This is a genomic window from Erwinia magellanica (assembly GCF_039023495.1).
GTDB lineage: Bacteria > Pseudomonadota > Gammaproteobacteria > Enterobacterales > Enterobacteriaceae > Erwinia.
In genome coordinates, this window is the sequence record NZ_JBCHVC010000001.1 from 852,754 (window position 1) to 873,266 (window position 20,513).

Genomic DNA, 20,513 nt, shown 5'->3' on the forward strand with positions numbered 1-20,513 from the left:
TGAGAGCGAACGTTCATTCTCAAAGCGCGCATTATAAGCTTCAGTCGGGGGAAGGCGCACGGAATTTTACTTTTTTGCTGCCATAAAGTTGATAAATCAGCATTTATGTTCCAGGCTTATCCCTACATGGAAAAATCAACGAGGAATAAAAACATGAAAAAGTTAACCGGATTTATTGGTGCCGCAGTTGCGCTGGCCGTCTTGTCTGGCTGTACTGCTTACGATCGCGCGGAAAGCTACGTAACTAAACCCGTTGTGCAGGATGTGAAAAAAGGGATGACCCGTCAGCAGGTTCGTGACATCGCGGGGCCACCTTCTACCGAAATCACTATGGTTCATGCCCGCGGTACCTGCCAGACTTATGTTCTGGGCGAGCGTGATGGCAAGGCGCAGACCTACTTCGTCAGCTATTCTGACACAGGTCGCGTAATGAATTACGGCTTCCAGAGCTGTAAAGAGTACGATACCGATCCGCAGGCTGCTCAGTAATTTTAGCGGTGGTATTATAAAAAACGGTCACTTCGGTGGCCGTTTTTTTTGCCCCTTTTCGGGCCGCAGCATAAAAAGCCAGCCCTGACAGATCGTCCGGGCTGGCTTTTTCACAGGCCGGGTGGGCGGGGCACTTCCAGATAACGCCCATCAATATCCCGACGGTAATAATGCCCTTCCTCAACGTAAAAGCGCTCGCCATTATAATCAAGTGCATGCATCTCGCCGCTGACAGGCTCTGACGGCGGCTGCACGACAACATAGGTATTATCTTCCTGCCGTTGATAGTAGTGACCGTTCAACGCATAGTAGGTCAGCCCACCGATCAGCACGGCTGCGGCGGCCTCTGGCAGGAAAGTGAGATGCCCCGGCCCGCCGCCGCCGTGATGCCAGCCAGGCCCCGGCCCATGACCCCAGCCACCCGGATGGGCAGAGGCCAGCGCCGGTGATAACAATGTAAAGGCCAACAGTGTACACATCACCTTTTTCATAAGGTTTCTCCTGGTTCTGACTGGGGCTAACATTACGCCGGGCCGGACAAAACGCAAGAGGCAGCCCACCGCCATTGTGGGTTGCTTACACTGCTTAACGCATTCTTAACTCTCCCTCCATGATAGCTGTCAGATTGCCTCTTTGCGCTCGCCGGGCCAGCAGGCAAGATCTGCCGTCATCCGCTTTTCCGGTTGCAGCAGCGTCATCGCCAGCATGCTGCAAAAAGCGATGGCTGCCGTCGCGCTGAACATGGCGTTATAGCCATAGTTCTCTGCCAGCCAGCCGCTGAGCAGAGGGGAGATAACAGATGCCAGATTAGCAATGGCCAGGGTGATGCCGCTGTAGGTGCCAACGGTAGATTTTGGCGTAACGTCGATCACCACCGACCAGTAGACATTGTTGACCAGCGCATTCAGTGCGTTGCCCAGCGTCATCATCAGGATAATCCCGGCGGGGGAAGGCATATAAGGTATGGTCATAAAGCAGGCTGCCGTCAGGAGCAGCGTCACGGAAGCAAAGAGATTGCGTGCCAGTCTTAAGTTATTGAAGCGATTCAGAAGCTTATCAGCAATTTTCCCGCCAAGCAGTACCGTAAAGCAGGCGCCGCTCCAGGGGATCATCGCCACGTACCAGAGAGAGTGCAGATCGTAATGGAAACTGTCCTGTAAATATTTTGGCCCCCAGGTCACCAGGGTGAAGGTGATGTAGAGGAAAGAGAAATAGCCCAGGGCATTACAGACCAGCGTGCGGTTGGTAAAAAAACGCCACCACGGCAGACGTGGCCCGCTGGCCGCTTCTGCCTGACCGTTGGCAATCAGGGCGCGTTCTTTAGCGGTTACCGCTGGGTGTTGCTCAGGCGTGTCCGCAAAGACTTTCGCGAACAGCAGCATTGCAGCCAGTGAGAAAACGCCCAGCAGCACAAACATCACCCGCCAGTCACCGGTTAACAGCAGCAGGCCCACCGCGATTGGCGCGGTAAGCAGTGCGCCTACCTGCGTACTCAGCAGGCCGATGCCTAAGGCAAAACCCCGCTCGTTATCCGGCGCCCAGTTTGCAATGGCTTTATTCATCAGCGCATAGGCCGGACCTTCAGCAAAGCCAAACAGCACGCGCATCACTGCGAATCCCATAATCGCGGAGCCGCTGAACAAGGCGATACCTGCTTCGCCTGCCCAGGCCGTTGCAATCTCCAGCAGCGACCAGAGGATCCCCGCCATCAGCCACACTTTGCGGGTGCCCAGCCGGTCTGCCAGAAATCCGCCGCACAGGGAACCAAACAGATAGCCAAAGCCGAAATAGCTCAGTACTGCGCCGAGCTGGATTTTACTGAAATGGAACGCCCCGGCAATGTCGTTAGCGGCAAAGGAGAGCGCTCCGCGATCGATGTAATTGATCAGGGCAATAAAAAACAGCATGGCAAAGATGCGGTAACGATAACGATGATGGGCGGCAACAGTCATAGAGTTTCTTCCTTACGTCTCAGGTAAGGTGACTGAAGCAACATTAATGCCAGAATTCAGACCAGATGGTAAAACTTGACAATGCGGGGAAGAAAACAGAGGAAGAGAAAGGTGCAGCCCGGCCTCTCTGGCCTGCTGCACCCGGATGGAACATTACCCGCCGCTTTAAAGTGCAGGTTAAGCTGGTACGCTCAGCGCTTTCTGACTACGTGACCAGATACGGTGGGCGCCCATAGCGGAGAGGAACTCACTCATAAAGACACCTTCTGCTTTACTGTCCTCAATAATGCCTTCCTCCTGTTCGGTTTCACCCAACCCGAACTGAGATTTAAAGCGCCGCGCGTCACCACTCAGCCCAATGACCTTCAGGTGCTTGTAGGCTTCCAGCAGGAAGTAGCGGGCATCACCACTTAACAGCAGGGCATCAATATTGCCGTCCGGAACGATGACCGCATCGAATGTCAGCGAAGGCAGACCACTGAAGGTGGCGTCAACCGGCAAGTCTGAACCATCATCAGCACGAACGCGGCCCATATGCGGCGCCAGCAGTTTGGCATGGACACCCTGCGCTTTCAGCTCCTGAAGGATAGCCAGCGTATCGGCCGCTATCACGCCGTCGCTCATCAGAAGAGCGACCTGCCGGCCTTTAATGGTTCCGCTTGGCACGGCATACAGGCTCAGACTGGCATCTTTCTTCAGGCCGTTGACATCTTTCGGCGGTGCGGTGTGCAATTTTTCATCGGAAAGGGCAATCCCCAGGTTCTGGGCTACGCCATGCGCCAGCGAGACGTCAATATGCACCAGATGATCCACCACGCGTTCACGGATATATTCCCGGGCAACCTTACTCAGTTCAAATGAGAAGGCATCAATAATATGCTGCTGCTCCACCGGGGTCTGGCTGCACCAGAACAGGCGCGGCTGGGAATAATATTCGCCAAAGGAGGGGCTGCGCTCGCGCACTTTGTGGCCTTCAATACGTTCCTGATGGCTTTCAAACCCGCCGCGATGAGGGGCAGAGGGGGTTTCACGCGGCCAGTTGTCATTGATGGAGTTAGGTTCGTAATTGGCCGGATTGGTATCAATATCCATCCGGTGCATGCCCTGACGCTGGAAGTTATGGTAAGGGCAAACGGGGCGGTTGATCGGGATCTCATGGAAGTTGGGGCCGCCCAGACGGCTAATCTGCGTATCCGTATAGGAGAAGAGGCGGCCCTGTAGCAGGGGATCGTTAGAGAAATCCATGCCGGGCACGATATGGCCGGGATGGAAGGCGACCTGTTCGGTCTCAGCAAAGAAGTTATCCGGGTTACGGTTGAGCACCATTTTGCCAATCAGCTCTACCGGGACCAGCTCTTCCGGGATCAGCTTGGTGGCATCGAGCAGGTCGAAATCAAATTTGAATTCATCTTCTTCCGGGATCAGCTGAACGCCCAGCTCGTACTCGGGGAAATCGCCCGCTTCAATGGCTTCCCACAGGTCACGGCGGTGGAAGTCAGGATCGCGGCCGGTGAGTTTTTGCGACTCATCCCACAGCAGAGAGGCTTTACCCGCCACCGGCTTCCAGTGGAAGCGGACAAAGGTAGCTTTGCCTTCCGCGTTGATAAAGCGGAAGGTGTGAATGCCAAAGCCTTCCATCGTGCGGTAGCTGCGCGGAATACCGCGATCGGACATCGCCCAGATTACATTATGCAAGGTTTCTGGCTGTAGGGAGACGTAATCCCAGAAGGTATCGTGCGCACTCTGGCCCTGCGGGATTTCGTTATGTGGCTCAGGTTTCACCGCATGGACAAAATCAGGGAATTTGTGCGCATCCTGAATAAAGAATACCGGCGTGTTATTGCCGACCAGATCAAAGACACCTTCTTCGGTGTAGAACTTAGTCGCCCAGCCGCGAATATCCCTGACTGTATCAGCCGATCCCGCTCCTCCCTGTACGGTTGAGAAACGTACAAACACTGGCGTGACCTGCTCCGGGTCACGCAGGAAATCTGCTTTGGTGACGTGGCTCATATTTCGGTAGGGCTGAAAATAGCCATGCGCCGCCGAACCCCTGGCGTGCACTATGCGCTCCGGAATGCGCTCATGGTCAAAATGGGTAATTTTTTCCCGCAGAATAAAATCTTCCAGCAGGGTCGGGCCTCGCGTGCCTGCACGCAGTGAATTCTGATCGTCTGCAATGCGGGTGCCCTGATTGGTGGTCAGCGGGAAATTCTCGCCGCCTTTACGGAAGTTTTCCAGCGCATCAAGTTTGGCATTATGCGTATCAGGTGCCTTCAGGCTACCCGGTGCAGTCGGTTGTTTACCTGGCGCGGTAGGTTCCGCTAAAGGTTTGTGTGAACCATCTTCAGGGGCTAATGAATCCATGCCTGGTCTGGCGGAGTCGGGGCCGGTTAAGGGCGCGTTATGGCTCAGTTCCTTGTTATCGGTTTCTTTCGACATCGTCACTTATTCCTGTAGTTGTGATCCTGGACTTCAGTAACTATAGAACAGGGGAGCGGGTATGCCTGGAAACAGAAGGGATAATCAGAGGAAAGCAGCGTTAAGCGGGGGAAAAGTAACCGGGCTGGTAAAAACCAGCCCGTAGAGGATTAGCGATGGGCTAATTCCACCTCGTTTTCTGCATCGGTATTAAGCAGCGTTTTATCCGTCTGCTTCAGCCACTGGCTGGTCAGCGTACCGGCTGTCATAGAACCGTTAACGTTCAGCGCCGTGCGGCCCATATCAATCAGCGGCTCAATGGAGATCAGCAGCGCAACCAGCGTGACGGGCAGGCCCATAGTGGGCAGGACAATCAGCGCGGCAAAGGTCGCACCGCCGCCCACGCCAGCGACACCAGCCGAGCTAAGAGTGACAATGCCTACCAGCGTAGCAATCCATATCGGGTCGAAGGGATTAATGCCCACGGTTGGCGCTACCATGACGGCGAGCATGGCGGGATAAAGACCCGCACAGCCATTCTGGCCGATAGTGGCACCGAAAGAGGCAGAGAAGCTGGCAATAGACTCCGGAATGCCAAGGCGGCGGGTCTGCGCTTCGACGCTTAACGGGATAGTGGCGGCGCTGGAGCGGCTGGTAAAGGCGAAGGTGATCACCGGCCACACTTTACGGAAGAAACGCTTCGGATTGACGCCATTAACGGAGAGCAGCAAAGCATGGACGGCGAACATAATCGCCAGGCCCAGGTAAGAGGCCACCACAAAACCACCCAGCTTGATAATGTCATTGACGTTCGAGCTGGCCACCACTTTAGTCATCAACGCCAGCACACCGTACGGCGTCAGCTTCATGATCAGGCGAACCAGCTTCATCACCCAGGCCTGCAACACATCAATCGCTGCCAGCACGCGTTCGCCTTTCGGCTTGTCATCACGCAGCAGGTGGAGCGCGGCCACGCCCAGGAAAGCGGCAAAAATTACCACGCTGATGATTGACGTCGGGTTTGCGCCCGTCAGATCGGCAAACGGATTTTTCGGCACGAAGGAGAGCAGCAGCTGCGGCGTGGAGAGGTCTGCGACTTTGCCCACATAGTTATTTTGCAGCGCGGCAAGCCGTGCGGTCTCCTGAACGCCCTGCACCAGACCGGTGGCGTTAAGGCCAAACAGCCAGGTAACGAAAACGCCTACCAGCGCGGAGATGGCGGTGGTAAACAGCAGCACGCCGATGGTCAGTACGCTGATCTTACCCAGCGAAGAAGCATTATGCAGGCGGGCAACAGCGCTCAGGATAGAGGCGAAGACCAGCGGCATAACGATCATCTGCAACAGCTGCACGTAACCATTGCCGACGATATTGATCCAGCTGATGGACTCTTTCAGCACCGGGCTTTCTGAGCCATAAATCGTATGCAGGGCCAGACCAAACAGTACGCCGACTACCAGCCCAAGCAGGACCTTTTTCGACAGGCTCCAGTGGGCGGCACCGCATTTAGCCAGGATAACTAACAGGGCAACAAAGGCCACCAGGTTAGCAATTAATGGAAGGTTCATTCCCAGTACTCCAGTGAGGACGACGTAATCCCTACGTCTGTAAACGGATAATTTTCAGCGCGCACCAGGTGCGTCCAGTGGAGGAATGGTAACAGTTCAGGCTGAAGCTGCTATATATCCAAAAGGAATGGTTTATAACAATTCGGTTTAAATTGAGGGTTTAATGCGCACTTTGCATCTTTATCAGGCGGTTCATGCTGGTTTCTACAGAATTAATCACTTCCGTAGTCCAGCCAGACGCACCAAAAGGGAGCGAACCGGCAGGAAACCACATGGCAAAACCTACTAAAGCAAAACACAAGACTCGCTCCAGCTGGTTACCTTTTTGGCTTCTGAGCAAGGGCAGGCGAAAACGCCAGCGGCAGGGCCAGAGCAGAGGCACGCCAGCGGGGGTGAGCATATCGGCCGCAATGTGGCTCAGATAGCCAAGTACCAGGCTCTGAAACACATCCGCCGGGATCACCCACTCTTTTGGCACCTTCAGATGAAACAGCGCCACGCCGCCCAATACCGCAAGCAGGCTGTGGGTAAAACCACGGTGACCAAACAGGCGGGCGATGGGTTGCGAGATCCAGCGAAAGCGCTGCCCCAGCGTGGATTTGGGATGATCGATATCGGGTAACAGGCAGGTCAGCAGCGTGGCAGGCACAATATGCCACCAGTCGCCACTACCCAGTTCTGGCGTCAGCTCAGCACGTTTGGCGAAAATGGCACTGGCGATGGCAAATATTACATGGCCTTCGGCCGTCATAGGGATACCTGGCTACAGAACTGTCGATGCATCCAGTATAGGGGATATATACAGTAGAAGAAATATGTGACGCTGTAACGAAAGATTAATTTTTTAACGTTTCAGGCCATTTTTACCGCAATCACCTTAATTTTGGCAACATGGCGCAGAGACCGGGCGTTGCCCGGCCTGAACAACACTATCCATGCAGATGGGCAGAGGTAAGCTCCGTCAGGGAATTCAGCTTCACATTAGCCAGAGACCAGCGGGGATCGTCCGCATACTCCTTCGCCGGGATAACCACAGAACGCATCCGTGCCGCTTTCGTGGCAATCATCCCGTTCAGGGAATCTTCCAGCGTCACGCAGTTAAGCGGATCAACCCCAAGACGTGCTGCGGCATCAAGATAGACCTGCGGGTGGGGTTTGCTGTAAGGCAACGCCTCGGCGGAAGCGAGCACATCAAAATAGCTGCGCAGCTCAAACAGCTCAAGTACGCGCTCAAGCATGTGCAACGGAGAGGCTGAAGCAAGCCCGATTTTTAATCCTTCCGCTCGGCACAGTTTCAGGGCCTGCTCCACGCCCGGCAGCAACGGACGACGCTCTTCGACCAGGGTCATAGCGCGGGTAATGATGCGCTGGGTGACCTCCTCCTGCGAAGGGCCGTTCCAGGGTAAGGTTTCATGCCACATCCTTACCACCTGATCGATACGCAGGCCCAGAGTATCCGGCAGCTCGCTGCGTCGGGTGAGGTCGATGTTTAAGGTTGAAAACACATCCATCTCTGCCTGATCCCACAGCGGTTCAGAATCTATCAGCAGACCATCCATATCAAAAATAGCGGCAAGCACTGGGCGTGAATAAGACATATTGCGGCTCCATTAACTAATTTGACTTACCTTAGCATGAACTCTTAAATGACAACATCCGGGGTTGAGAGGCATCTTTCCCGCCTTTTCGCACGACAGCGCAACTTTTTTCAGGCACATTTCCTCCCCTGAAGGTAAACTTACCACCTTAAACCATAGTCAGGAGAAAGCATGACTTATCAACAAGCTGGACGGGTCGCCATCCTCAAGCGAGTCGCTGGCTGGATTATTTTTATTCCGGCGCTGATTTCCACACTGATATCGCTGATGACCTTTCTGGAAAAGAGCCGCGAGAAGCGCGAGGGGATCAATGCGGTTATGCAGGATTTCTCGCATGTGATGATCGATATGATCCGCTTTAATACCCGCTTCCTGGATATGTTCTGGAATAACTCACCGCAGCCCGATTTCAACCACGGCAGCAATGTTACCTTCTGGATTATTTACATCCTGATTTTTGTCGGGCTGGCCCTTCAGGCTTCCGGGGCAAGAATGTGGCGGCAGTCGCGACATCTGCGTGAAGGAATTGAAGATCAGCTGATTCTGGAGAATGCAAAAGGGCCGGAGGGACGTTCGCGCCAGCAGCTGGAAGAGCGAATTGTGGTGCCGCGCCACACCATCTTCCTGCAATTTTTCCCGCTCTATGTCTTACCTGTGTTGATTGCCGTGGCGGGCTATTTTGTTCTGAAGCTGCTGGGCTTTATCTACTGACAGAACGGCCTGAGAGCGCTGTCAGGCCGGACGGGCGTGCAGTTCATCCTCATCCAGCAGCGCACCAACAGCCTGCTGTGCTTCGCCAAGCCAGTAACCGCCAAAGACGTTAGCCCGGTTGAGCAAATAGTAAAGTTGGTAAACGGGCTGGCGCAGCAGGTAATCCTCCGGCAAAGGCCAGACGGACTCATAGCCCTCAATAATCTCCAGAGGCAGATCTTCATACCAGCCGAGCATGGCTAAATCGCACTCTCTGTCCCCCCAGTAGCAGGCTGGGTCAAAGATCCACGGGCCGCTGCTGCTGCCTCCACAGTTTGCCGGCCACAGATCGCCGTGGAGCAGAGAAGGTTGGGGATGATGGCTGTTCAGCCTTCTCTGGGCACAATGAATAATTAATTCACTGTCGCCATAGAGAATGCCTTTTTCAGCGGCCAGTTGCAGCTGCCAGCCAATACGCTGTTCGGCAAAAAACACTGACCAGCGCTTCAACCAGCTGTTGGGTTGCGGAGAGGTAGTGAGATTATTATCGTAGTCCAGACCAAACTGCGCCTGTTCACTCCACTGATGAAGCTGCGCCAGCTGCTGCCCCAGCTCCCTTGCGCTCACCTCATTCAGCGGCTGCAAGGGGATGTATTCAAGCAGCAGAAAGCTCACTTCACGATCGCTCCCTACGCCATAAACAGCCGGTACACGCACGGTTCTGGTCCGCGCAAGTAGCTGGAGCTGGTCTGCTTCCCATGCAAAGAGATGCAGCATCTCCCGGCTGTTGCACTTTACGAATACTTCGTGTGAACCATAACGAATATGCCACGTCGGATGGACATCGCCGCCCGGAAGCTCAGTACGCTGGTTGATTTCAGCATCGCCAAACTGCTCACTCAACAGACGACTAATGGCTGACCACATAGGGGTTTCCTCTTTTCGCTGTATGCTGCTGGAGAAACTGATAATAACGCTTAAATAATAATCAAAACCAGCGCTTGCGCAATGCATGGCACCTTTTTTATACAAACTTAGCTTTTGCTGTCGTGGAGAAACTCTTCCCACGTCTCGACTTCAACCTCTGGCTTCTGACCAAGAACCATTTCGCCCAGCCCCTCGGCCTGTTGCCGAATCTGCTCTTTATCCAGGGCGCTGGTGATGCCAAAGCTGTTAGTACCCAGCTCGTGCGGGTGGCCCTCTTTATCATTCAGAGAGGTGGTAAAGCCGCCTGTGGTCAATGCACTGTTTAGCTCCAGGATATCGGTCAGTCCCTCCTCCTGGTAGCGAAACGTCACCACATATTGCGTAATATCAGATGCACTCATTATTCACCTCGTTGTTTAACCGTGAATTTTCAGCATAGCCCATTGGCGATAAAAGGAGGAAGCCAGGCGCTATTGTTGCTAATGCAATTAATTATCATTATTATCCGGTCAGTGTTTTTTAATACTCAATGACCGGAGCCTGACGTGCTACTTAAGCCAAAATTTGCTGTTCTTGCCACCTTGCTGGCCCTCTCATCTTCTGCCTTAGCGACCACTTATCCTGTCACGCTTACCGACAGTGATGGCAAGCAAATCACGTTGCAGCAGGAGCCGCAGCGGGTGGTCTTACAGGATGGCAGGGACATACTGACGCTGGCTTTGCTGGATCGTGACGATCCTTTTCATCGTCTGGTTGCCTGGAACAATCTGTTGAAAAAAAGCGATGCCCCTACCTGGGAACTGATGGAAAAGAAGTGGCCTGACGCGAAAAAAATTATCGATATGGGCTTCAGCGACAAAGGCGAGGTTAACCTTGAGAGCGTGGTAGCTGAACATCCGGACCTGATGATCGCACAGCTTCGCTCAAAACCGTCGCTGGTGCAGGGCGGTGTGCTGGATAAAATGAAGCAGCTCGGTATCCCGGTGCTGTTTATTGATACCTTTGAGCACCCGGTAGAGGATACGCCGAAAAGTGTCACCGCGCTGGGCATTGCCCTGAACCGGGAATCGGAAGCCAAAGCCTATACGGATTTCTATCAACAGCACTATCAGGCTATCGTCGCTAAAACGCGTGATGTGAAGCCACAACCCCAGGTATTTATTGAAGCCAAAGCGGGGCTGGGCGGCCTTGAATCCTGCTGCTTTACCCATGCGCATGTTGGCTGGGGAGCCATGGTAGAAGCGGTAGGAGCGAAAAACATCGGTTCAGGCTTGCTGCCGGGCGCAACGGGTGACATCTCTCTGGAGAAAGTGATCGCCATGAAGCCAGACGTCTATATCGTCTCGGGTTCGCAGTGGGCCAGTAAAAACAATGCAGCCGTGCCCTTTGGTTACAACGTCACGCAGGCTCAGGTAGATAAAGCGTTCGACAATATGAAACAGCGGCCAGGTTTTGCAGAAGTCTCGGCGATCAAAAACGATCGCTTTTATGGTCTTTACCACAACTTCTATAACCACCCTTACAACATTGTAGGGCTGGAATATCTGGCGAAATTTATTTATCCGCAGCAGTTTACACAACTTGACCCGGCTAATACCTGGAAAGAGATTGTCACGCGATTTACCAAAGTGCCGCTGGGCGAAGGCGTATTGGGTGCTCAGGCGCCAGTAAAATAATTTTGCCTGCTGGCTGCAATGGGAAATAAGCGAGAAGGGTGGCTTGAATGAGCCACCTTTTTAACGTTTAAGAGGTCAGGTAAAAGAACGCTGTAAGAGACACTGCTTACATCAGGAGACTCTTTGACATGCACAGAAACATTATTTCCCCTTTTCAGGGAAGATTCTTATTTACCCCGCGCTGCAAAAGTTGCAAATAACCCTTATAATGCGCGCCGTTAATGGGAATCTTCCCATTCAGAGTCTGTTCAGGCAGGGTTGCCTGGTAAAAAAAGCGATTTCATAAAATGTTACGATTCTTACCCTAAAAGGCATTGATCGTCCTGCAAAACGCTTCAGACTCCTCTTTTTTAATCTGTCGTACGGGTCACAATTAATGAAAGCGTTTAACAAGCTCTCTGTAGTTCTTTTACTCTCCGGGAGCGCGCTCTGTCAGCAAGCTCTGGCGGACAACAACGTCTTTACGGTCATGGATGACCCCTCCACGGCAAAAAAGGATTTCGAAGGAAATGCCGCCGCTGGCTATCTGGCGCAGACTGGTAACACCACCAGTTCTTCATTAACTGCCAATACCAACATGACCTGGTATCAGCCGAACACCGCTTACAGCCTGTGGGGCAACGCCAGTAATACCTCTTCCAATGATGAACGTTCTGCTGAAACCTATCAGGTGGGTGGTCGTACGCGTTATAACCTCAACAGCTTTGACTACCTGTTTGGTCAGGCAAGCTGGTTGAGCGATCGCTTCAACGGTTACGATGGTCGTACCTTCTTCGCTACCGGTTATGGTCGTCAGCTGTTGAATGGCCCGGTTCACTCGCTGCGTGTGGAAGCGGGTCCTGGCGTACGTTATGACGACTACCATGACGGCGGTCACGACACCACCGCGCTGGCTTATGGCGCGGTGAGCTACCAATGGCAGCTGACCGACACCACCAAGTTCATTCAGGGTGTCTCCGTGTTAGGTAGCGACGATACGACAGTTAACTCCGAAACGGGTTTGCAGGTAGCTATCAACGATCACTTCTCGCTGAAGCTGGCTTACAACGTGACCTGGAACCAGAATCCGCCAGAGTCTGCGCCGGATAAAACTGACACCAAAACCACGGTTATGCTCTCTTACGCCATGTAATCTGAGGCAGGCCGCCAACGGCGGCCTGTCCTATCGCTACTCTGCTGAATTCAGGCGAGAAAAAACCGCCTCGGTGGGCGGTTGGTTAACTCATATTTAAATACTACGCTGGTCGAACCCTGGCCGTTGTGGGATAGCCAGTACTCCCGTTGTCATGGGTATGGTCAGGCTCAGGTTCAGTTAAAACGATATAATCCGCTCCTTTACCCTCACGCACTAAGGTCACCAACTCACCGGCGCGAGGTTTGGCGTCAAAATCATGCTCCTCTTGAATACCAGTATCATCGAATGTCACAGTTATTTTCATTTGCCTTCCTTCTTCTGATAAACCAGGTCATTACCTTTTGGGTTTCTGGCTGACCCTTACCTGTAGAATTTTAGCTGCTCCTGAACATTGGCGCGCATAACTTCCTGCTGCGGCATCTCAGCCATATGGGCAAGAACAGGTTGGCACAGGCCTTTTTATCAGCAGACTCAATCACCGTTTTTTCCCCTTAGCACTCCTTAAAAGTATGCTGCTGAGTTGCGGCTTAATGTGTCGCCTTATCTTTTTAACGTCCTGATAAGCAGAGAGAAGGGCGAGTGACTCTGCGCTGTCTCACCCTCCCAAATTCATGCTGAAATTGGGAATCCAGACATTCACTCCTTTATTGTTATCCGTATCTTTATTTCAGAGTGCCGCTGAGATCGGTCTTTTTATTCAGATTTTCGCCCCTGCCACTTCCTTTCCATGATCAGAAATCCTGCTCTGTTCAGAAACAGAATTCCGGATCGGGGACAGTATATCCCGTTGCCCGAAACGTCAGGTAAAGGGCTTTACTGGCTTTCATGCAGGAAGGTACAAGAGAAAGAGAGAGCGACTTTGAAGATAATTTCTCACTGCGGTGATGAGGGCATTAAAATTTGCCGGCGGTGACGATGGCAGTCGGATCAGGCTGTAAGTGCTTCTTTTCCAGTGATTGCTTGCCGTGCAATTTCATCTCCTGGTGTGTAAGATACTACTCCCTCGAGAGTTTATGCGAATTCGCCACTTTCGAATCTGTGTACCAGGCTGTGTACCAAATCGACAAATGTGAGTCGGTTTCAAGTTGCAACCTCCTGATGTACAATGAAAATATGACTTTTGTATGTAGCCTTTCGTGTGGGTTACCACTGCAACTAAGGATGTAAAATGCCCGTTATTACTCTTCCTGATGGAAGTCAGCGCTCTTATGATCACGCCGTAAGCGTGATGGATATCGCTCAGGACATTGGTCCTGGCCTCGCGAAAGCCTGTATCGCCGGCCGTGTAAATGGTGAATTGGTGGATGCGGTTGATCCGATCACTGAAGACGCCAACGTCGCTATCATTACCGCTAAAGATGAAGCCGGTCTTGAAATCATTCGCCACTCCAGCGCCCACCTGTTGGGACACGCTATCAAGCAGCTGTGGCCAGATACCAAAATGGCGATTGGCCCGGTTATCGACAACGGTTTTTACTATGACGTTGATATTGACCGTACGCTGACTCAGGAAGACATTGAGCAGCTGGAAAAGCGCATGCACCAGCTGGCTGAAACCAATTATGACGTCATCAAGAAGAAAGTGAGCTGGCAGGAAGCGCGCGATGCGTTTGCCGCGCGCGGTGAAACTTACAAGATGGCGATCCTGGATGAAAACATCAGCCATGATGACCATCCGGGCCTTTATCATCACGAAGAATATGTTGATATGTGCCGTGGGCCGCACGTGCCTAACATGCGCTTCTGCCATCACTTTAAGCTACAGAAAATTTCTGGCGCTTACTGGCGTGGCGACAGCAACAACAAAATGTTGCAGCGCATCTACGGTACTGCCTGGGCGGATAAAAAGCAGCTGGCCGCCTATCTGCAACGTCTGGAAGAAGCAGGCAAGCGTGACCACCGTAAAATCGGCAAGCAGCTTGACCTCTACCACATGCAGGAAGAAGCGCCTGGCATGGTATTCTGGCACAATGATGGCTGGACTATTTTCCGCGAGCTGGAAGTCTTTGTCCGCAGCAAGCTGACTGAATATGATTATCAGGAAGTGAAAGGTCCGTTGATGATGGACCGTGTGCTGTGGGAGAAAACCGGCCACTGGGAAAACTATAAAGAAGCGATGTTCACTACCTCTTCAGAGAACCGTGAGTATTGCATTAAGCCTATGAATTGCCCCGGACATGTGCAAATTTTCAATCAGGGTCTAAAATCATACCGCGACCTGCCGCTGCGCATGGCAGAGTTTGGTAGCTGCCACCGTAACGAGCCGTCAGGTGCGCTGCACGGGCTGATGCGCGTTCGTGGCTTTACCCAGGATGATGCCCATATCTTCTGTACAGAAGAGCAGGTGCGCGCTGAGGTAAACAGCTGTATCCGTATGGTGTATGATATGTACAGCACCTTCGGTTTTGAAAAAATCGTGGTGAAGCTTTCTACCCGTCCGGTAAAACGCATTGGCACCGATGAGCAGTGGGATCGTGCTGAAGCCGATCTGGCGGCCGCGCTGAAAGAGAACGATATTCCATTCGAATATCAGCCGGGCGAGGGCGCCTTCTACGGCCCGAAAATTGAATTTACGCTGCATGACTGCCTGGATCGCGCATGGCAGTGTGGTACCGTTCAGCTCGACTTCTCACTGCCGGGCCGTCTGAGTGCCTCTTACATCGGCGAGAATAATGAGCGTCAGGTGCCGGTGATGATTCACCGTGCCATTCTGGGTTCTGTGGAGCGCTTTATCGGTATTCTTACCGAAGAGTTTGCCGGGTTCTTCCCAACCTGGCTTGCTCCAGTACAAGTAGTGGTGATGAATATCACCGATGGCCAGTCCGAATATGTTGCAGAATTGACCCGAAAATTGCAGAATGCGGGCATTCGTGTAAAAGCGGACTTGAGAAACGAGAAGATTGGCTTTAAAATCCGCGAGCACACTTTACGTCGTGTGCCCTATATGTTGGTCTGTGGTGATAAAGAGGTGGAAGCAGGCAAAGTTGCCGTTCGCACCCGCCGTGGTAAAGACCTGGGTAGCATGGACGTAAACGACGTGATCGCGAAGCTGCAGGATGAAATTCGCAGTCGCAATCTTCATCAATTGGAGGAATAAAGTATTAAAGGCGGAAAACGAGTTCAACCGGCGCGTCCTAATCGCATTAACAGAGAAATCCGCGCCACAGAAGTACGACTGACTGGCGTCGATGGCGAGCAGATTGGTATTGTCAGTCTGAATGAGGCTTTAGAAAAAGCTGAGGAAGCAGGCGTTGATTTAGTGGAAATCAGCCCTAACGCCGAGCCGCCCGTTTGCCGTATCATGGATTACGGCAAATTCCTTTACGAAAAAAGCAAATCTTCTAAAGAACAGAAGAAGAAGCAAAAAGTTATCCAGGTTAAGGAAATTAAATTCCGTCCTGGAACCGATGATGGCGACTATCAGGTAAAACTACGCAACCTGATTCGCTTTCTCGAAGAGGGCGACAAAGCCAAAATCACGCTGCGATTCCGTGGTCGTGAGATGGCGCACCAGCAGATCGGTATGGAAGTGCTTAACCGCGTCCGTAAAGATCTGTGTGAAGACATGGATTTGGCGATTGTCGAATCCTTCCCTTCGAAGATCGAAGGTCGTCAGATGATCATGGTGCTGGCTCCGAAGAAGAAGCAGTAGGCCCTAAAGTAATCGAAGTCCGGGCTTCGGCCCGGACTTTTATTCGCCTGTCTGGTTCATTTTATTAACAATGCGAAGTGGATGTTTTAAATGCCAAAGATTAAAACTGTACGTGGCGCGGCTAAGCGCTTCAAGAAGACTGCCTCTGGCGGCTTCAAGCGTAAACACGCAAACCTGCGTCATATTCTGACCAAAAAATCTACTAAGCGTAAACGTCACCTGCGCCCTAAAGGCATGGTTTCTAAAGGCGATCTGGGTCTGGTTATTGCCTGCCTGCCGTACGCATAAGTCTATTTTTTTCATTCAGAATATTAAACAGGAGAGCTAAATGGCTCGTGTAAAACGTGGTGTAGTTGCTCGCGCACGTCACAAAAAAATCTTAAAACAAGCTAAAGGCTATTACGGTGCACGTTCACGTGTTTACCGCGTTGCCTTCCAGGCTGTTATCAAAGCTGGTCAGTATGCTTACCGTGACCGTCGTCAGCGTAAGCGTCAGTTCCGTCAGCTGTGGATCGCGCGTATCAACGCAGCGGCACGCACTAACGGTATTTCTTACAGCCGTTTCATCAATGGCCTGAAAAAGGCTTCTATTGAGATCGACCGTAAGATTCTGGCTGACATCGCCGTATTCGACAAAGTGACCTTCGCGGCACTGGTTGAAAAAGCGAAATCAGCTCTGGCGTAAGTCAGGTGAAAGAGGGAGCTTGCTCCCTCTTTTATTATCTGTAACTAAAGCAAAAGATTGACTTTTCTGCCCATGAGCCTTTCAATAGCTTCACTTTTTTGGCGATGGCGGCGACAGACAAGGTAACGCAAGCATGAGTTCGGCTATTTTCCGTTTCTTTTTTTACTTTAGCACCTGAACATCGGGGGCTTGTGCGCAAAGAAAAGAAACGAAAAATCGCGCTTAAAGCCTCCCCAGTGGAGGCTTTTTTGTTTCTGGCGTAGCTGATATCGGACGAACTCTCGTCCTCATATAAAAACAGACCGGCCACGGCGGCTGGAAGAAGAGGAAAGCATGTCACATCTCGCAGAACTGGTGGCGAACGCGAAAGCGGCCATTGCTGATGCTCACGATGTTGCCGCATTAGACACGGTACGCGTTGAATATCTCGGGAAAAAAGGACATCTGACGTTGCAGATGACGACGCTGCGCGAGTTGCCAGCGGAAGATCGTCCGGCAGCAGGTGCGGTGATCAACGAAGCGAAACAGCAGGTTCAGGAAGCGCTGAACGCCCGCAAAGAGTCGCTGGAGTCCGCTGCACTGAATGCTCGCCTGGCAGAAGAGACCATTGATGTTTCGCTGCCGGGTCGTCGCATCGAAAATGGCGGCCTGCATCCCGTTACCCGTACGATTGACCGTATCGAAACCTTCTTTGGCGAGCTGGGCTTTGCGGTAGCCACCGGCCCGGAAATTGAAGATGATTATCATAACTTTGATGCGCTGAACATTCCGGGGCATCACCCCGCGCGTGCTGATCATGACACCTTCTGGTTCGATGCTACCCGCCTGCTGCGTACGCAGACCTCTGGCGTGCAGATCCGCACCATGAAAAATCAGCAGCCACCTATTCGTATTATCGCGCCAGGCCGCGTGTACCGTAACGACTACGATCAGACCCACACACCAATGTTCCACCAGATGGAAGGGCTGATCGTGGATAAAAATATCAGCTTCACCAATCTGAAAGGTACGCTGCACGACTTCCTGAACAACTTCTTTGAAGAAGATTTGCAGGTTCGTTTCCGTCCTTCCTATTTCCCGTTTACCGAGCCTTCTGCGGAAGTGGATGTGATGGGCAAAAATGGTAAATGGCTGGAAGTGCTGGGCTGCGGCATGGTGCACCCTAATGTTCTGCGTAACGTCGGCATCGATCCGGAAATCTATTCAGGCTTCGCCTTTGGTATGGGAATGGAGCGTCTGACCATGCTGCGCTATGGCGTGACCGATTTGCGCGCCTTCTTCGAAAATGATTTACGTTTTCTCAAACAGTTTAAATAAGGGCGGGTCTTCCTATGAAATTCAGCGAACTCTGGTTACGTGAGTGGGTTAACCCGGCTATTGATAGTGCAGCGTTGTCAGAACAGATCACCATGGCGGGCCTGGAAGTTGACGGTGTTGAGCCGGTAGCGGGTGCTTTTCACGGTGTGGTAGTGGGTGAAGTGGTGGAGTGCGGCCAGCACCCAAATGCAGATAAACTGCGCGTGACTAAGATCAACGTGGGCGGCGACCGCCTGCTGGATATCGTTTGCGGCGCGCCGAACTGCCGTCAGGGATTAAAAGTGGCTGTGGCCACCGTTGGCGCGGTTCTGCCGGGCGATTTCAAAATCAAAGCTGCCAAACTGCGTGGCGAGCCTTCTGAAGGGATGCTTTGCTCTTTCTCTGAGCTGGGCATCTCCGACGATCATGATGGCATTATCGAACTGCCTCTGGAGGCTGCACCAGGTACGGATATTCGTGAATACCTGAAGCTTGATGACAACACCATTGAGATCAGCGTCACGCCTAACCGCGCAGACTGCCTGGGCATCATCGGGGTTGCCCGTGACGTTGCTGTGCTGAACAAGCTGGCGTTAAACGAGCCAGAGATCACACCGGTAGCGGCCACCATTCAGGATACTTTCCCGATCCGGGTTGATGCGAAAGAAGCGTGCCCGCGCTATCTTGGCCGCGTGGTGAAAGGCATTAACGTTAAGGCAGCCACGCCGCTCTGGATGAAAGAGAAGCTGCGTCGCTGCGGCATTCGCTCTATCGATCCGGTTGTCGATATCACTAACTTCGTGCTGCTTGAGCTGGGCCAGCCTATGCATGCGTTCGATCTTGACCGTATTGAGGGCGGCATCGTGGTACGCATGGCAGAGGAGGGGGAAACCCTGAAGCTGCTGGATGGCACCGAAGCGAAACTCAATGCCGATACCTTAGTGATTGCCGATCATCAAAAAGCGCTGGCCATGGGCGGTATCTTTGGTGGTGAACACTCTGGTGTGAACCAGGAAACGGCCAATGTGCTGTTTGAATGTGCTTTCTTCAGCCCGCTCTCTATTACCGGACGCGCGCGTCGTCATGGCCTGCATACCGATGCTTCCCATCGTTATGAGCGTGGCGTGGATCCACAGTTGCAGTTTAAGGCTATTGAACGGGCGACCCGTCTGCTGCTTGATATCTGCGGTGGTGAAGCGGGGCCGGTAATTGATGTGACCAGCGAAGCCGATCTGCCGAAACGTGCCACTATTACCCTGCGTCGTGAAAAACTGGATCGTCTGATTGGTCATGTGATTGCCGATAACGACGTCAGCGATATTCTGCGTCGTCTGGGTTGCGAAGTGACCGAAGGCGCGGGCTTCTGGCAGGCGGTTGCCCCAGGCTGGCGTTTCGATATGGAAATTGAAGAAGATCTGGTGGAAGAAGTTGCCCGCGTCTACGGCTACAACAATATTCCGGATGTGCCCGTACAGGCTGGTCTGGTGATGACCAGACACCGTGAAGCTAATCTGTCGCTTAAGCGCGTCAAAGCGCTACTGGTAGACAAAGGTTACCAGGAAGCGATCACGTACAGCTTCGTCGACCCTAAAATCCAGGCTCTGCTGCACCCAGGCGAAGAGAACCTCGTCCTGCCAAGCCCCATCTCTGTAGAGATGTCTGCAATGCGCCTGTCGCTCTGGACAGGGCTGCTCTCGGCCGTGGTGTATAACCAAAATCGTCAGCAAAGCCGCGTGCGTCTGTTCGAAAGCGGATTACGCTTTGTCCCTGATACACAGGCAAACCTGGGCATCCGTCAGGACGTTATGCTGGCCGGTGTGATCAGCGGAACCCGTTATGAAGAACATTGGGATCTGGCGCGTCAGGCAGTTGACTTCTATGATTTAAAAGGTGATTTGGAGTCTGTCCTCGATCTGACCGGTAAATTATCTGATATTCAGTTCCGCGCTGAGGCTAATCCCGCTCTGCACCCGGGGCAGAGTGCGGCAATTTATTTGCATGATGAACGTATCGGTTTTCTGGGTGTGGTTCATCCGGAACTTGAGCGGAAACTTGATCTTAACGGCCGTACCGTGGTGTTTGAACTGGAGTGGGATAAGGTGTCAGACCGCGTCCTGCCTGATGCGAGCGGGATTTCTCGATTCCCGGCAAACCGCCGTGATATCGCTGTTGTTGTGGCTGAAAACGTGCCAGCAGCAGATATCATCGCAGAGTGTAAGAAAGTTGGCGTAAATCAGGTAGTTGGCGTAAACTTGTTTGACGTGTACCGCGGTAAGGGCGTAAATGAAGGTTTTAAGAGCCTCGCTATCAGCCTGATTTTGCAAGATACCGGCCGGACACTCGAAGAAGATGAGATTGCTGCTACCGTTGCAAAATGTGTAGAGGCACTGAAAGAGCGATTCCAAGCATCCTTGAGGGATTGAA

Annotated in this window: 20 protein-coding genes and 1 other annotated feature; of the genes, 11 read left to right on the top strand and 9 right to left on the bottom strand. The window is 52.6% G+C overall.

Annotation, left to right across the window (positions count from 1 at the left end; all coding sequences use genetic code 11):
• The first annotated feature begins 153 nt into the window (after positions 1-153).
• Positions 154-489 carry an osmotically-inducible lipoprotein OsmE gene (gene osmE / locus AAH450_RS03910; RefSeq protein WP_342909002.1) on the top strand — a complete coding sequence of 112 codons (336 nt, stop codon included), beginning with the start codon at positions 154-156 and terminating at the stop codon, positions 487-489.
• A 110-nt stretch (positions 490-599) separates the two neighbouring features.
• Here osmE and AAH450_RS03915 read toward each other — a convergent pair whose 3' ends face one another.
• The 6 genes from AAH450_RS03915 to hxpB all read right to left on the bottom strand — a co-directional run bounded on the left by AAH450_RS03915 (position 600) and on the right by hxpB (position 8,028).
• Complete coding sequence (locus tag AAH450_RS03915) at positions 600-980, bottom strand: DUF6515 family protein (protein ID WP_342909003.1); 381 nt, start codon at positions 978-980, stop codon at positions 600-602.
• A gap of 129 nt (positions 981-1,109) precedes the next feature.
• Positions 1,110-2,441 carry an MFS transporter gene (locus AAH450_RS03920; protein ID WP_342909004.1) on the bottom strand — a complete coding sequence of 444 codons (1,332 nt, stop codon included), beginning with the start codon at positions 2,439-2,441 and terminating at the stop codon, positions 1,110-1,112.
• Positions 2,442-2,618: 177 nt separating this feature from the next.
• Positions 2,619-4,883, bottom strand: coding sequence for a catalase HPII (gene katE / locus AAH450_RS03925; protein WP_342909005.1), 2,265 nt, complete (start codon positions 4,881-4,883; stop codon positions 2,619-2,621).
• 149 nt (positions 4,884-5,032) lie between these two features.
• Complete coding sequence (locus AAH450_RS03930) at positions 5,033-6,430, bottom strand: L-cystine transporter (RefSeq protein WP_342909006.1); 1,398 nt, start codon at positions 6,428-6,430, stop codon at positions 5,033-5,035.
• A gap of 160 nt (positions 6,431-6,590) precedes the next feature.
• A complete protein-coding gene (locus AAH450_RS03935; RefSeq protein WP_342909007.1) occupies positions 6,591-7,181 on the bottom strand; it encodes a metal-dependent hydrolase in 591 nt (196 codons plus the stop codon).
• Positions 7,182-7,359: 178 nt separating this feature from the next.
• Positions 7,360-8,028: a hexitol phosphatase HxpB gene (hxpB, locus tag AAH450_RS03940; RefSeq protein ID WP_342909008.1), complete on the bottom strand. Its 669-nt coding sequence runs from the start codon at positions 8,026-8,028 to the stop codon at positions 7,360-7,362.
• Between the two features lie 171 nt (positions 8,029-8,199).
• On the opposite strand from hxpB, the gene AAH450_RS03945 reads away from it, so the two are divergent.
• On the top strand, positions 8,200-8,739 hold the full coding sequence (locus AAH450_RS03945) for a YniB family protein (RefSeq protein WP_342909009.1): 540 nt from the start codon (positions 8,200-8,202) through the stop codon (positions 8,737-8,739).
• A 21-nt stretch (positions 8,740-8,760) separates the two neighbouring features.
• Here AAH450_RS03945 and AAH450_RS03950 read toward each other — a convergent pair whose 3' ends face one another.
• Positions 8,761-9,645 carry a fructosamine kinase family protein gene (locus AAH450_RS03950; protein ID WP_342909010.1) on the bottom strand — a complete coding sequence of 295 codons (885 nt, stop codon included), beginning with the start codon at positions 9,643-9,645 and terminating at the stop codon, positions 8,761-8,763.
• Between the two features lie 107 nt (positions 9,646-9,752).
• Positions 9,753-10,046 (bottom strand): type V toxin-antitoxin system endoribonuclease antitoxin GhoS, encoded by a 294-nt coding sequence (gene ghoS / locus AAH450_RS03955; RefSeq protein WP_342909011.1) that lies wholly within the window; start codon positions 10,044-10,046, stop codon positions 9,753-9,755.
• A 144-nt stretch (positions 10,047-10,190) separates the two neighbouring features.
• Here ghoS and AAH450_RS03960 point away from each other — a divergent pair, with 144 nt between their 5' ends.
• Positions 10,191-11,321, top strand: coding sequence for an ABC transporter substrate-binding protein (locus tag AAH450_RS03960; protein ID WP_342909012.1), 1,131 nt, complete (start codon positions 10,191-10,193; stop codon positions 11,319-11,321).
• Between the two features lie 376 nt (positions 11,322-11,697).
• A complete protein-coding gene (locus AAH450_RS03965) occupies positions 11,698-12,453 on the top strand; it encodes a DUF481 domain-containing protein (protein WP_342909013.1) in 756 nt (251 codons plus the stop codon).
• A 103-nt stretch (positions 12,454-12,556) separates the two neighbouring features.
• Here AAH450_RS03965 and AAH450_RS03970 read toward each other — a convergent pair whose 3' ends face one another.
• Positions 12,557-12,760 (bottom strand): hypothetical protein, encoded by a 204-nt coding sequence (locus AAH450_RS03970; protein WP_342909014.1) that lies wholly within the window; start codon positions 12,758-12,760, stop codon positions 12,557-12,559.
• A gap of 864 nt (positions 12,761-13,624) precedes the next feature.
• Between AAH450_RS03970 and thrS the strand changes: the two genes are divergently transcribed.
• The 7 genes from thrS (at position 13,625) to pheT (ending at position 20,512) form a co-directional block, all read left to right on the top strand.
• Complete coding sequence (thrS, locus tag AAH450_RS03975) at positions 13,625-15,553, top strand: threonine--tRNA ligase (RefSeq protein WP_342909015.1); 1,929 nt, start codon at positions 13,625-13,627, stop codon at positions 15,551-15,553.
• 3 nt (positions 15,554-15,556) lie between these two features.
• The gene (infC, locus tag AAH450_RS03980) at positions 15,557-16,108 is read left to right on the top strand and encodes a translation initiation factor IF-3 (RefSeq protein WP_071995442.1); all 552 of its coding nucleotides are present in this window, start codon (positions 15,557-15,559) and stop codon (positions 16,106-16,108) included.
• 90 nt (positions 16,109-16,198) lie between these two features.
• Positions 16,199-16,396: a 50S ribosomal protein L35 gene (gene rpmI, locus AAH450_RS03985; protein ID WP_004157374.1), complete on the top strand. Its 198-nt coding sequence runs from the start codon at positions 16,199-16,201 to the stop codon at positions 16,394-16,396.
• A 40-nt stretch (positions 16,397-16,436) separates the two neighbouring features.
• Entirely contained in the window at positions 16,437-16,793 is a 357-nt protein-coding gene (gene rplT / locus AAH450_RS03990) for a 50S ribosomal protein L20 (protein WP_318792073.1), read from the top strand.
• Positions 16,794-16,921: 128 nt separating this feature from the next.
• Positions 16,922-17,046: a sequence feature (Phe leader region), on the top strand.
• Positions 16,927-16,971 (top strand): pheST operon leader peptide PheM, encoded by a 45-nt coding sequence (gene pheM, locus AAH450_RS03995; RefSeq protein ID WP_306213151.1) that lies wholly within the window; start codon positions 16,927-16,929, stop codon positions 16,969-16,971. Its footprint overlaps the feature before it by 45 nt.
• 80 nt (positions 17,047-17,126) lie before the next feature.
• Positions 17,127-18,110, top strand: coding sequence for a phenylalanine--tRNA ligase subunit alpha (pheS, locus tag AAH450_RS04000; RefSeq protein ID WP_318792072.1), 984 nt, complete (start codon positions 17,127-17,129; stop codon positions 18,108-18,110).
• A 14-nt stretch (positions 18,111-18,124) separates the two neighbouring features.
• Positions 18,125-20,512: a phenylalanine--tRNA ligase subunit beta gene (pheT, locus tag AAH450_RS04005; RefSeq protein WP_342909016.1), complete on the top strand. Its 2,388-nt coding sequence runs from the start codon at positions 18,125-18,127 to the stop codon at positions 20,510-20,512.
• Position 20,513 lies beyond the last annotated feature (1 nt).

Coding starts and splice junctions, on each gene's coding strand:
- thrS (WP_342909015.1), top strand. CDS start 13,625: ATGCCCGTTATTACTCTTCCTGATGGAAGTCAGCGCTCTTATGATCAC.
- AAH450_RS03965 (WP_342909013.1), top strand. CDS start 11,698: ATGAAAGCGTTTAACAAGCTCTCTGTAGTTCTTTTACTCTCCGGGAGC.
- katE (WP_342909005.1), bottom strand. CDS start 4,883: ATGTCGAAAGAAACCGATAACAAGGAACTGAGCCATAACGCGCCCTTA.
- hxpB (WP_342909008.1), bottom strand. CDS start 8,028: ATGTCTTATTCACGCCCAGTGCTTGCCGCTATTTTTGATATGGATGGT.
- pheS (WP_318792072.1), top strand. CDS start 17,127: ATGTCACATCTCGCAGAACTGGTGGCGAACGCGAAAGCGGCCATTGCT.
- osmE (WP_342909002.1), top strand. CDS start 154: ATGAAAAAGTTAACCGGATTTATTGGTGCCGCAGTTGCGCTGGCCGTC.
- AAH450_RS03935 (WP_342909007.1), bottom strand. CDS start 7,181: ATGACGGCCGAAGGCCATGTAATATTTGCCATCGCCAGTGCCATTTTC.
- rplT (WP_318792073.1), top strand. CDS start 16,437: ATGGCTCGTGTAAAACGTGGTGTAGTTGCTCGCGCACGTCACAAAAAA.
- AAH450_RS03915 (WP_342909003.1), bottom strand. CDS start 980: ATGAAAAAGGTGATGTGTACACTGTTGGCCTTTACATTGTTATCACCG.
- AAH450_RS03930 (WP_342909006.1), bottom strand. CDS start 6,430: ATGAACCTTCCATTAATTGCTAACCTGGTGGCCTTTGTTGCCCTGTTA.
- ghoS (WP_342909011.1), bottom strand. CDS start 10,046: ATGAGTGCATCTGATATTACGCAATATGTGGTGACGTTTCGCTACCAG.
- AAH450_RS03950 (WP_342909010.1), bottom strand. CDS start 9,645: ATGTGGTCAGCCATTAGTCGTCTGTTGAGTGAGCAGTTTGGCGATGCT.
- pheT (WP_342909016.1), top strand. CDS start 18,125: ATGAAATTCAGCGAACTCTGGTTACGTGAGTGGGTTAACCCGGCTATT.
- AAH450_RS03945 (WP_342909009.1), top strand. CDS start 8,200: ATGACTTATCAACAAGCTGGACGGGTCGCCATCCTCAAGCGAGTCGCT.
- rpmI (WP_004157374.1), top strand. CDS start 16,199: ATGCCAAAGATTAAAACTGTACGTGGCGCGGCTAAGCGCTTCAAGAAG.
- AAH450_RS03920 (WP_342909004.1), bottom strand. CDS start 2,441: ATGACTGTTGCCGCCCATCATCGTTATCGTTACCGCATCTTTGCCATG.
- AAH450_RS03970 (WP_342909014.1), bottom strand. CDS start 12,760: ATGAAAATAACTGTGACATTCGATGATACTGGTATTCAAGAGGAGCAT.